This window comes from Anabaenopsis sp. NIES-4685 (genome assembly GCF_059725405.1).
In genome coordinates this window covers 1,928,235-1,941,025 of record NZ_AP043602.1, presented here as the reverse complement: position 1 = coordinate 1,941,025, position 12,791 = coordinate 1,928,235, and the positions used below count along the sequence as shown (strand labels likewise).

General features: G+C 42.2%; 10 protein-coding genes. 3 read left to right on the top strand and 7 right to left on the bottom strand.

What is annotated here, in order from left to right:
- Positions 1–44: 44 nt before the first annotated feature.
- Together AC6IZ0_RS08595 and AC6IZ0_RS08590 are read right to left on the bottom strand one after the other, a co-directional pair.
- Positions 45–797 (bottom strand): hypothetical protein, encoded by a 753-nt coding sequence (locus AC6IZ0_RS08595; protein WP_497725789.1) that lies wholly within the window; start codon positions 795–797, stop codon positions 45–47.
- A 229-nt stretch (positions 798–1,026) separates the two neighbouring features.
- Positions 1,027–1,848, bottom strand: a complete 822-nt coding sequence (locus AC6IZ0_RS08590) for a fimbrial biogenesis chaperone (RefSeq protein ID WP_497725788.1) — start codon at positions 1,846–1,848, stop codon at positions 1,027–1,029.
- A 62-nt stretch (positions 1,849–1,910) separates the two neighbouring features.
- On the opposite strand from AC6IZ0_RS08590, the gene AC6IZ0_RS08585 reads away from it, so the two are divergent.
- Positions 1,911–2,099, top strand: coding sequence for a hypothetical protein (locus tag AC6IZ0_RS08585; RefSeq protein WP_497725787.1), 189 nt, complete (start codon positions 1,911–1,913; stop codon positions 2,097–2,099).
- A gap of 4 nt (positions 2,100–2,103) precedes the next feature.
- Here the strand turns inward: AC6IZ0_RS08585 and AC6IZ0_RS08580 are convergent, their stop codons facing one another.
- From AC6IZ0_RS08580 to AC6IZ0_RS08560, 5 genes are all read right to left on the bottom strand, one after another.
- Entirely contained in the window at positions 2,104–2,454 is a 351-nt protein-coding gene (locus tag AC6IZ0_RS08580) for a hypothetical protein (protein ID WP_497725786.1), read from the bottom strand.
- Positions 2,455–2,542: 88 nt separating this feature from the next.
- Entirely contained in the window at positions 2,543–2,794 is a 252-nt protein-coding gene (locus AC6IZ0_RS08575; protein ID WP_497725785.1) for a hypothetical protein, read from the bottom strand.
- 371 nt (positions 2,795–3,165) lie between these two features.
- Complete coding sequence (locus AC6IZ0_RS08570; protein ID WP_497725784.1) at positions 3,166–3,834, bottom strand: hypothetical protein; 669 nt, start codon at positions 3,832–3,834, stop codon at positions 3,166–3,168.
- A 223-nt stretch (positions 3,835–4,057) separates the two neighbouring features.
- Positions 4,058–4,775, bottom strand: a protein-coding gene (locus tag AC6IZ0_RS08565) for an IS1 family transposase (RefSeq protein WP_497725783.1) whose coding sequence is annotated in 2 segments (ribosomal slippage) — positions 4,058–4,454 and positions 4,453–4,775 — 720 coding nt in all. Because the reading frame shifts where the segments join, the coding sequence is not laid out codon by codon here.
- 10 nt (positions 4,776–4,785) lie between these two features.
- On the bottom strand, positions 4,786–5,496 hold the full coding sequence (locus tag AC6IZ0_RS08560) for a response regulator transcription factor (RefSeq protein ID WP_497725782.1): 711 nt from the start codon (positions 5,494–5,496) through the stop codon (positions 4,786–4,788).
- A 556-nt stretch (positions 5,497–6,052) separates the two neighbouring features.
- On the opposite strand from AC6IZ0_RS08560, the gene AC6IZ0_RS08555 reads away from it, so the two are divergent.
- On the top strand, positions 6,053–6,664 hold the full coding sequence (locus AC6IZ0_RS08555) for a hypothetical protein (protein WP_497725781.1): 612 nt from the start codon (positions 6,053–6,055) through the stop codon (positions 6,662–6,664).
- 135 nt (positions 6,665–6,799) lie between these two features.
- Complete coding sequence (locus AC6IZ0_RS08550; RefSeq protein ID WP_497725780.1) at positions 6,800–12,733, top strand: MSCRAMM family protein; 5,934 nt, start codon at positions 6,800–6,802, stop codon at positions 12,731–12,733.
- The last annotated feature ends 58 nt before the right edge of the window (positions 12,734–12,791 follow it).

Below are 12,791 nucleotides of genomic sequence, written 5' to 3'. Positions count from 1 at the left end.
TTTTGTATATGTTTATATAGATTAAATAGGGAGATGTGAAAGTGTTAACGGGGAACGACGGTGAGAATGGTGGCGAAACCGTACTGACCGGCGGGGATTCGACTTCCTTCTACCATAATGTTGAAGCCAAGGCCAAAGAGGGCATCATAATAAGGGACACCAGTAGAAGTAGTATAGGCGGCATTTTCTCCTAGAATGACTACGGCGTCACTGGTCTGAACTGTTTGATCTCCCACTACGCCAATGATGGTTCGAGCATCGATAAATTCATCATTGATTTGGCTTAAGGGCGTTAGGAGAATATCAGCCGCGTCGATTCCACTTGGTGGATCAGTAATTGTAATTGAACCTCCACCAGGAATAGGGATTGTTGTTGTTGTAATTGCCACTGGGGCATACATACGAGTGGTGGCGGTGAGTATGGGTAATGGCCGGCCGCTAATTTGTACAGGTGAGGTGATGGTGGCGATGGTGTCTGCACCAGGGGTGCAGGATAGGCCGACATAGGCTAACTGACCGAATCCATTAGTGGGATTACCCGGACCAGTAGTAGCAGGTTGAGATAATAGCACACCGCGGGTGAATGCGTTGCTGGGAATGTCGCCGCCATCGCCGGAAACGCTCTCAACGAGTCGCCCGACGGTTTGACCGAGAATGTCGCAGGCGGGGATGACATCAGCCACCGCTTCCATTTGAATCTGGTTACCGGCTTGGGTAGGTGTTACCCATAGTGCGGCGGTGGTAAGGAGGGAAATTCCTGTGAGGATAGAGAATATACGGATAAAATTGTGATACATGACAGCAAAACTAATGAAGGTTGCTTGAAGTCAGGTGGAAAAGGTGTGCTGTCAGTTTTGGTGTAAATTCATATTTACAGCATTTTACCCCGGCTCCAGTAGAGTCGGGGTAGTCGTCGTAAGTGAGCATACTTCTATTCATGGCGGCTAGGTTTATTTGGTTGGCTTAGACAAGGGGCGGGAGGCCCGACCCATAGTCAAGGTTTTTGTCAGGGTTTTTAGGGAAGGTTTAAGTTTTGGGGTTGGGTACTGTGATGGTTAAGCTGAAGGGAAAGGTGAGGTTATTCTTTTCCCGTTCGGTTTCTAGAGAACCTTTAAATTCGTAAGTACCTGGTTTAAGATTTTGCAGGACGGGATTATTTTCGATGTAAACATCTCTTTCGGAAACTGCGACTATGGAGGTGGGTGTTTCTCTACCTTCCAGGGGTTCTTGGCCGCTACCGGATATGGTCCAATTCAGCCAAGCGCGGGTGGAGCCTAAGCCGGTATTTTTAACTCTGATGGCGACTCGCTTTTTATCGGGGTCGTAGGTAGCTTTGAGGATGTTTAATTCGGGTGCTACATTGCCACTTCTAGCATAGATGGGCATACCAATGCGGCTGCTGATGGCGGCTTGGGCTATGGAGTCGGGGCTGGTTAATGCTACTTCCCGGAGGTCTTGGACATAGAGGACGGCGCGGAGTTCTTTGTTTTGAATTTCCCGGGGGACTCTAGCTACTAGGCGCACGTTCCTTTCTGTTCTGGGTTGGAGTTCTATTTCCCTAGGTGAAAAGACTAGATAGGGTGTGAGATCCATGTCACTGCTTTTGAGGGACTCTAAGCCATTGGAAGTATAAGTAAAGGGTTCAGCGTAGACCCGTGCGCGGTAGGGGTTGTTTGTACGATTGCGAACGGTGATTAGTTGTTGTGCTTGCCCGTTTTGCATATCCATGACTACCATCAAGGGGGACATACTGACTTGAGCTTGGGTGGGTAGGGAAAATAAGACGATTAATAATGCACAACCCAAACTCAGGGCTAAAAAACTTAGGTATTTAAATTGTCGCCACATATCGGTTATTTATGGTAAGAATTACTTCGGAACCATGGTACTAGATTAACAATAATTGTGACATGGTAAAAAGTAATTTTGTTTCCAGATTTTTACCCCCCTTAATCCCCCCTTGTCAGGGGGGAAACCGTCAACAGTCAACGGTTCGACTCCGCTCACCGACCACCGTCAACGGTTCGACTCCGCTCACCGACCACCGTCAACGGTTCGACTCCGCTCACCGACCACCGTCAACAGTCAACAAAATCTGAGTGCTTATCTAGGAACTACGGTTAACATGGTGGCGAAGCCATATTGACCGGCGGGAATGCGCTCAAGGTCTGTGCTAATGTCAAAGGCAAATCCAAATACAGCGTTTTGCTGTCCGTTGTAGGCGGAACCTACTCCCAAAATTAAACTAGCGTTGCTGGTTTTAACGTCCTGACTGCCGACAACGGAGGCTACAGTATTAGAGTCTTCAAATTCGCCGTTTAAGAATTGCAGATCTTCGGTAATTACTAAGCCTGCTGGAACACGGTCTATAGCAGCATGCATCCGAGTTGCGGCTGTAAGCACCGGTAATTGAGGTGATCCGGAAATTTGGTAAGGAGAGCTGACGCTCGCCATGGTGCTGTTACCACTGAGGTTACAAGACAAGCCTACATAAGCTAACTGACCACGACCGGGGCGAAATCCGTCGTCGTTACCTGCACCACTAATGGTCTGGAGAAGACATCAGACGACCACGGGTGAATTCTTGACCCTCAATATCTCCACCATCCCCATCTATGGACTCTACGAGTCTACCTACGGTTTGACCGAGAATGTCGCAGGCGGGGATGACATCTGCAATGGCTTCAATTTGAATTCTGTTACCTGCTTGGGCGGGAGTCGCCCACACCATGGTCAGAGAAACTAGAATAATGCTCGGTACTGGTATTTTCCGCAGTAAAGCCCAATTCAACATAGTGATTTCCTCAAGACGGCTGGGTGATTTCCTAGTCACACTGGAATAGTTTAGGCAAGTTTCAACCCGCATGACATCGATACAATTAGCTATCTAGGAAGTAACAATGATGGGAGTGGTGCTATATTGATTGAAGGAAGTTAATTAAGTATCAATATAATTGCGATACTTTACCTATGTGCCAGTGGTAGCTATTTTTAATTAAAAATTAAGTGGTTTTGCTGTTGACATTGGCTCACAGTTGCCAACAGCAGACAAACCAAGGGTTTAAGCCTTGGGGTTAAAAAAACCGGAGTGCAGCCATAGGTAAAACTAACATATGAACGCACCCCTTGTACACTTACCTGCAGGTTTGGTTGTGGAAGTAGAGATTAGCGTGGAACTACGGTTAAGGTGCTGGCGATACCATATTGACCAGCAGGAATCCGGGCACCGTTAACTTCAATTTGGAAGCCGAATCCAAATGTGCCGTCAGTTACAGTGGTACCATATGCTGAGTTTTGTCCTAAGATAACTGCAGCGTCACTGGTAGCAACTGCTCCGTCTGGACCGCTACTTACAGCAACGACGGGGTTAGCGTTGGCAAAGCTGGTGTTTAAGTCATCTAAGTCTTGGAGGACAACGTTGGCGGCTGGAACAACCGCACCAGTAGCAGCGTACATCCGAGTGGTGGCGACGTTGATATCTAAATCAGTACCACTGATTTGCACAGGGGAGGTAACGGTAGCAATGGTGCTGTCACCAGCGGTGCAGGATAAGCCCACATAAGCTAATTGACCTGCTGCGTTTGCGAATCCGTCAAGGCTTTCTGGAGCAGAAACTAGACGACCGCGGGTGAAAGCGGCATCACCATCACCAGGAACGGACTCAACAAGTCTACCAACGGTTTGACCGAGAATGTCGCAAGCGGGGATGACATCAGCTACCGCTTCCATTTGGATTTCGTTACCAGCGTAGCTAGGAGCTGCAGCCAACATCATAGAACCGGATGCAATTACCATACCGGTGAGCATGGAAGCCTTGCGTAATAAGTTAGACATAGCTAATTCCTTCAAATTGAATGAATGTTATTGTTTTGATCGAGTGATGTTTTTATGATCACGTGACTAACACTTTAATTATTTAAGTCTGAAAATCACATCGATCCTAGACTCCTAAATTTAGTCACAGATAATTAGTACTAAAATTAGGCGGTATCAGTACCTATTGATAGAGATTTTTTGAGGAGTTAGATAAAATGGCGTTGCTGATTGAAAATATGAATCAGGCGATCGCTACAATCTGATGAGTGGGAGAGGTCTTGAGCGGCACTAAGCCATACTTAAGATAATGTATTACCAGTCGAATGGAGATTTTAAGCATTTCTTCTGATTTAGAATAACAAAAAGTTTTACGATGTAGTCGAGCTAAATAATGTCTAAAACGACTGTTTTCTCCTTCTACTCGCGTCATATAAGTTTTACTAACAATATGATCTTCATTGCTAATAAAACAAGGATAAACTGGGTAACCGTCTGTAACATAAAAGAAAGAATGCCAACATCCGATAATCTGCCATAATAGCTTAAAAGTTGCCGAACTACGGTCACCTAAAACCCAAGCTATAACTCCTGGAATATGCTTATTAACTGCCGTCCACAACCAAATCTTGTTTTTTTTTACTGATAAATGTTTCTAACTCATCAATTTGGGTTATTTCTGGGATTTCATCATATTCTGGTGTATCTGGCAAGGTGTTACCTACCTCTTTTACCCAGTTGATGACTGTCGTATGATGTACTTTTTTAACCCGTTCTATTGCTCGAAAACCAGATCCATTAACATACATTTCTAAACATTCACGTTTGATTTCTTCTGAGTAACCCTTCGATTCATAAGAATTAATAAACTGACGACCACATTTAACACATATGTGATTTTGCTTACCTCTCTGTTTACCATTCTTGCGAATATGAGTTGATGCACATCTTGGACATTTCATAGCGATCGCACTAATTCATATTTCTATTCTGCAACGCCGATAAAATAGATAAAAACGGACTAGCTAACTTTGCCGCGTCAATGCGACTAGAGACATTTAAGCAACTTAAAATCCGGGTGACATGATTTTTGACTGTTCTTTCGGAAATAAAAAGTTTTTCGGCAATTTGGCGATTAGTGTAGCCGATAATTATTAAACACAGAACTTCGCGCTCTCGTTTGCTTAACTTGTTGAGTTCTGGTGTTAACTGTATGTTTGCATTGGTTGGTAAATCTAGTTTGGATAGTTTGGATAATTGTGTAATATTTTGAAACCTAAATGTTGACGGTTGTAACACTCCAGGGCTAAACTCGGTGTAGCCCTTAATAACTAGACGAATGGAGTTAACTAAGTCTTCCAGGGAAATATTCTTGAGTAGGTAGGCACTGGCGTTGTACTTGATGGCTTGATGCACATAATACTGATCGTCAAAGCTAGACAAGATAATGACTTTAGTTCGGGTAAATCTTTGGGTGATGATTTGAGTGGCTGATATTCCATCCATTTCAGGCATATTAATATCCATGATGACGATATCAGGATTTAGTATTTCCACTTGTTCAATGGCTTGGATACCGTTTTCGGCTTCACCAACAACCTGTAAATCTGCATCGCTTTGCAGCAAAACCTTTAAGCCTTGGCGAATGAGATGCTCATCTTCAACTAGAAGTATAGTAATCATAATTAAAAGTTATGGAGTGTAAGTTTAAGTTAGGGGTTAATTATCCAGTTTTGTAACTCAAAGGAGAACAAAAATCAGAAGAAAATGGTTGCCATAGCCTTTAAGTCATTTGCTTGTAAAATTTTAAATTATTTTGTCAACAAATGTATAGCTGGGACAGCTTAAAGGGCAATTGACGAGGTTAATGGAAATTAGATCTTAATATTGTGGTAGTCAAACAACCATCATTGAGTATATATATTTCTGTAAAGAACCTACTGGTAAGTAATAGAGGTTCTGGTGGGAATATATATAAAAAGATAAAGGTGTGTACTCAAATTATCCCCTCCTGAACAGGGTGTAAATGCCGTACCTGGTACTAGTACCAAGTATACCTATTTTAGGATGTTTAAGAACTATTTTTGAGGAAATAAATAGGAAATAAAATCTATGGGATGGCTGATCCAAATTATGTCATGATGATTGTAAAAATTGTCCGCAAATGTTAGAGTTGTCTTACCTAGGTAAATTTAAGTAAAATTTAGTTATTCTTTCTTGATAATACACTTAGTAAATTATGAGTAATTACCCTGTAATTAAAGCTGTACTCATTGCCGTAATTTGGATCACCATTTTGATCCGGGGTACTTTAGTTATGGCACAGCACACTACAGATTTTTTCAATGTGGCTCAAATTGCTGCAGCCTGTACTTTTGATGCAGGACCGATAGCAGGACAGCTGGTAGAAAGTTACAGTGGTGGAGATACTACATCTTTAGTTGCTGGAATTTTCGATAATGGTACTGTAAAAGGTGTACCAGGCCAAGCACGGATCGACTGTAACAGCCCAACGGGAACCTATGCAATTATTACTTCTCCTCAATTTGTTCCGGGGTCTTCTACCAGTGACATAACTAGTATTGTTACAACTGGAATTACCACCCTATACCGGAGTGAATCGACCGGAAATTTTAGCATCGGTGACCCTTTTGTTCCGATGTTAAGTGTAGTGGGTGATGGTAAAACAGAAAGTAGAAGTACCCCGATTTTGTTAACAGATAATAATAACGCCATAAATTTTAATGATCCTACTTGGTTTTTAATCGGTATGGAAATTCTGCTCAACAGACAAGGTGCGCCATCTGGAGAATTTACTTTTCAATCTTCTTTAACTCTCATACCTAATTAGGCTTGATTTTAAGCGGTTATCGATTGGGTATCCTTAGCGAACTACAAGAAGTTAGTCATGAATTAAATTTTTTAGTTAATGTTTTACTGAGAAGATAGTTTATTCTTCTCATCCCTTGTTCCAAAATTGATTGAGATGTTCTCATCATGTGATTTCCAGGTTGTAACTACTTCAGAAAATCCACCTACTCAGGATGTATTACTTGCTGAGTTTGAGTCAGCAGAATTTATCCCCTCGTTAGGGAACTGTTCTGAGGATGTTCCAAGGGTAACTATTCCAAAAAGTATAGATTTTGATTATGTATTCCCGGAACAGCACCGGGATTTGGCGCGTTTTGATTTGTGGTTAGAATCTATACCCCCATTAACCACTTCTTCAGAGGATGTTCCACGGGTTACTATCTGGGAAAACCTACTTACTCAGGAGTTATTAGGGACTAAGGTTAAGTCAGTAAAATCTAGTTCTTTGATAGCGCGGTCTGGTGAGGAGTTTCCACGGGTTACTATCTCAGAAAATTTAGATTTTAATTATGTACTCCCCTCCAGTGGTTCTAACTCATCTTTGATAGCGCGGTCTGGTGAGGAGTTTCCACAGGTTAGTAATTTAGAAGCTTTAGATTTTGACTATTTATTCCCTGGTGTTAATTCTAATTCATCTAGTTATTTGTTAACGGGGTCTGGTGAGGAGTTTCCACAGGTTAGTAATTTAGAAGCTTTAGATTTTGACTATTTATTCCCTGGTGTTAATTCTGAATCTTCTTTGTTAGCGCGGTCTGGGGATGTGACTGGTTTCACTATCTCAGAGAATACTATTGCTGAGAGTGTTTTCCCTGGTGTTAATTCTGAATCTTCTTTGTTAGCGCGGTCTGGGGATGTGACTGGTTTCACTATCTCAGAGAATACTATTGCTGAGAGTGTTTTCCCTGGTGTTAATTCTGAATCTTCTTTGTTAGCGCGGTCTGGGGATGTGACTGGTTTCACTATCTCAGAAAATACGATTGCTGAGAGTGTTTTCCCTGGTGTTAATTCTGAATCTTCTTTGTTAGCGCGGTCTGGGGATGTGACTGGTTTCACTATCTCAGAGAATACTATTGCTGAGAGTGTTTTCCCTGGTGTTAATTCTGAATCTTCTTTGTTAGCGCGGTCTGGGGATGTGACTGGTTTCACTATCTCAGAAAATACTATTGCTGAGAGTGTTTTCCCGTCTGTTAATTCTGAATCTTCTTTGTTAGCGCGGTCTGGGGATGTGACTGGTTTCACTATCTCAGAGAATACTATTGCTGAGAGTGTTTTCCCTGGTGTTAATTCTGAATCTTCTTTGTTAGCGCGGTCTGGGGATGTGACTGGTTTCACTATCTCAGAAAATACGATTGCTGAGAGTGTTTTCCCGTCTGTTAATTCTGAATCTTCTTTGTTAGCGCGGTCTGGGGATGTGACTGGTTTCACTATCTCAGAGAATACTATTGCTGAGAGTGTTTTCCCTGGTGTTAATTCTGAATCTTCTTTGTTAGCGCGGTCTGGGGATGTGACTGGTTTCACTATCTCAGAAAATACGATTGCTGAGAGTGTTTTCCCGTCTGTTAATTCTGAATCTTCTTTGTTAGCGCGGTCTGGGGATGTGACTGGTTTCACTATCTCAGAGAATACTATTGCTGAGAGTGTTTTCCCGTCTGTTAATTCTGAATCTTCTTTGTTAGCGCGGTCTGGGGATGTGACTGGTTTCACTATCTCAGAAAATACTATTGCTGAGAGTGTTTTCCCTGGTGTTAATTCTGAATCTTCTTTGTTAGCGCGGTCTGGGGATGTGACTGGTTTCACTATCTCAGAAAATACGATCGCTGAGAGTGTTTTCCCTGGTGTTAATTCTGAATCTTCTTTGTTAGCGCGGTCTGGGGATGTGACTGGTTTCACTATCTCAGAAAATGCGATCGCTGAGAGTGTTTTCCCTGGTGTTAATTCTGAATCTTCTTTGTTAGCGCGGTCTGGGGATGTGACTGGTTTCACTATCTCAGAAAATGCGATCGCTGAGAGTGTTTTCCCTGGTGTTAATTCTGAATCTTCTTTGTTAGCGCGGTCTGGGGATGTTTCTGGTTTCACTATCTCAGAAAATACGATTGCTGAGAGTGTTTTCCCTGGTGTTAATTCTGAATCTTCTTTGTTAGCGCGGTCTGGGGATGTGACTGGTTTCACTATCTCAGAAAATACGATCGCTGAGAGTGTTTTCCCTGGTGTTAATTCTGAATCTTCTTTGTTAGCGCGGTCTGGGGATGTGACTGGTTTCACTATCTCAGAAAATGCGATCGCTGAGAGTGTTTTCCCTGGTGTTAATTCTGAATCTTCTTTGTTAGCGCGGTCTGGGGATGTTTCTGGTTTCACTATCTCAGAAAATACGATTGCTGAGAGTGTTTTCCCTGGTGTTAATTCTGAATCTTCTTTGTTAGCGCGGTCTGGGGATGTGACCCCGGTTACTAAGCCAGAGAATATACCTGGTAATCAAGTATTAACCCCTAATGTTAATTCTGAGGTAGGGCGGTCTGGGGATGTGACCCCGGTTACTAAGCCAGAGAATATACCTGGTAATCAAGTATTAACCCCTAATGTTAATTCTGAGGTAGGGCGGTCTGGGGATGTACCCCAGGTTACTAAGCCACAAAATATACCCAGTAGTCAAGTATTAACCCCTAATGGTAATTCTGAGGTAGGGCGTTCTGGGGATGTGACCCCGGTTACTAAGCCAGAGAATATACCTGGTAAAGATGCACCAGCACCAACAAGTCAGGAGTTGGCTAGACGTGAGATATTGGGATTAACTACCCCCAGTAATGTAAGTACTCCTAAGGATATTCTACCAGTGGGAATTAAATTTGGTAAACAAGATGTTTTATCTGGTGTGTTGGTGAAGGGGAATGAAGATGGTAGTGAAGCTGTGAACTTTGAGGAATGGCTGATACCCTATGAATCTTTTCTTAAGGCTTTTGGCTTTACAGTCACTCCTTTACCTAATGGTAATGTTCAATTGCGATCGCCTGGGTTAGTCAAGGAATTTGACCCTAAGTTATTGATTGCAGACAGCGAGATTGGCGAGGCCTTGACTATCGCAGAGATACGTCGTCAGTTTATGGTAGAAATTAAATTTGACATTGATAGCTATGCGATTGTATTTGAAGGGTCTTGGTTATTTGCAAAAGGTCGAGAGGAGAAAGAAGTTAGACCCGTAGTTTTAGAGGGTTTACCCCGTGTGACTCCTCCTGAGTACGCCTTGTCCGCTGTGAGTCAAAATGTAAATTCTTCTCTACGTACTAACACTTTCAACAATAGTGGGTCAACCACCATCGGCGGAAAATTGGGAGACTTTACATTTAGTACCAGGGTTGCTCAACCAAACCTAGAAAATTTTAACCAAGCTTACCTACAAGACTGGAGAATACAAAATTTAGGCAAAAATAGGGATCATATTTTTGGAAGCCAAAGCTTATTTTATCCAGGCTCCTCAAATTTTGGCGAATTTTGGGGTTATAGTTATATTAGTCGCTTTGGTTATGAAGCAGGTCGCGGGGGGTCAGACGCTAATCTAAATTCCCGACTGAGTAACCGGGATTTTGTCCGCACCGTTGAAGGTAATGCTGCACAGGGGAGTTTAGTGCAAATTTGGGGCGGTAATGTTTTATTAGGTGAGGTATTGGTAAACGAGACGCAAAGATATAGTTTCCCTAATGTTCAAGGTAATAGATTTACAATTCTATCTTATCCGGAGGGTAATCTGGCGGCTACCCCGGAAAGAGAAATCAAAGTTATTGATCCTCAGTATGACCAACTTCCTGCTGGTACTAGCGCCGTTTATACCTCTGTGGGTACATGGCGTCAGCGTGAACAACATCAAAGCCTAGGTTCTGTTAGTGGTTTAGTCACGGGTGCGGGTTATCGTTACGGAATCTCCAATGATTTAACTGTGGGATTTGGTGGTGTTTATGATAGTGTAAATTTCCGCTCCTTTGGAGAGGTGATTTATGGTCATTCTAAATTCCCCTTGACTTTAGGGTTGCGTAGTCTTTCCGCTACCGCCAACCAGTCTAGCAGTTTAACTTTTTCCGGTAGTTTCAGACTTAATCCAAGTTCGAGTATTTTTTGGAGTATAGGGGAACAGGTATCTTGGCGACTGAATAGCAGTTTTGAACCCATCAAAAATGTGAGATTACAGACGGACTTAAGTAATACCGGGTTTAATGTCAGGAGCTTTCACAATTTATCATTGCTTGGGGTATCGGCGAACTTAAGTTTAGGATATGAACAAAAAGACAACTCTTTGCGAACCTTTGCGGAAACATCAACCCGTTGGCGCTGGGGAAATCTCTCTCATAATTTAGATGGTCGTTTTGAGGGGGATGGTGGTTGGCGATTACGCAATAGTTTGCAGTGGAAAAACTGGCAATTAGATTTAACAAACTCTTATAAACAGGTAGTTTTCAGTCGTTTTAACGCCCAAGAGTCAGAGATTTGGAATAACCTGAGTTTTCCGATTATTGGTAGCAATTCCTACCAAGAGATTTATTTAGTTAATAATTTGAATCGCCACAAGGATAATTCGATTAAAGACCAAATATATGGGCGTTATCTGAAGTCGGATAATGCTAGCCTAGCTGTAGCAGCTTGGCGACATAATGGCAACCCCACATCAGGGAGGGAACAGTTAGATAGAACTAATTGGAGTTGGGAGTTAGGTTATGGTTTTGGTTCCCAATCATCAGGGCCTGTAGTATCTGTGACCTCCCCGAGTTTATTTGCTGGTTTAAGTTTAAAAGCGGGGTATTCAGGTGCATCGGCGCAAGGAGTGAGTTCTGGATTCTCTTTGGGGTTGGTGATGAATTTAAATTTAAATCTGCAAGATGGTATCAGTACAGATAAAAGAAATGCTAGTCAGTTTCAAGGGAATGGAGCAATTTTAGTACAACCGTTTTATGATGAGAATAATAATGGGGTGCGCGAGAGAAATGAGCCTCTGATTACTTCAAGTGATAATTCTTTATTTATGCTGAATAATCTCTCTTTAAAACAGAATAAAAGTTTGTCATTAATTGGTAATGGAACTGTGATTCCTACTCCCATAGGGGAGCATAGATTAGATTTAGATCCAGCGGGGTATCCTATCGGGTGGGAACCTCAGGAAAGAGCCTTTGCTGTGGAAGTAGCCCCGGGAGCTTATACAATTGTGAAAGTTCCATTTGTGAAAACTGCGACTGTAGAAGGAAGGCTGAGAAATCAATTGGGTCAACCGATAAATGGAGCTAGGGTAGAGGCTATTAGTGTTACCAACCAGAAAAGATACTTTTCTATTACCAGTCCCTCTGGGGCGTTTTATTTAGATAATCTGCCACTGGGAGAATATACTTTGAATGTGGGGGGGTTAGATATTACTCCCCGAACTCTGCAACTAAGTAAATCGGAATTTGTGCAGGAGACTTTAGAGTTACAGGTTTTTATTCCCCGTGACGGACAAACAGCAGACCGAGCAGCAGTTCCCACTTATACGGTTAGTGGATATCTCAAGGATAAAGCAGCAGAAAATCTCAAGGGAATTAAAGTGACTGCTATTCATAGTGAATCGGGGAAAATTTTTACTTCCATTACTGATATTCAAGGTTTCTTTAAGTTTCAAGATTTAATTCAAGGTGAGTATCAAATCAAGATGGGTGATTTTGTTGTTGAACCGGGGAAATTTATCATAGATAGTTCTTCCCCATGGGAGAATAATATGACATTGCAAGTTAACGCATTTAAACAAGAAATTTACGCTGATGCAGCTAATTATGTTGTACGGGGTGTTTTAACCGACGATGGTGGGGCAAGATTATCTCAGGTTGAGGTAATATTAACTGAGGTGGAAACTAACCAGAAATCTTTATCAGAAACTAATGCTTTAGGTGCGTTTATTGTGGAAAATCTGCCTATAGGTAAATATAAGATAGAAATTAAAAAAGGAGCAGAGGAATTAGAAGCCAGTCCCAAGTATTTGGAAATTAACGAGGAATCTTTTTTACAGTCTACTGTGAATATTGAAGTCAACTTAAAGTAGAAATATTAATTGATTCCGGTGGTTGAGGGAAGTCGAAACCACGATCGCCCCCATGATA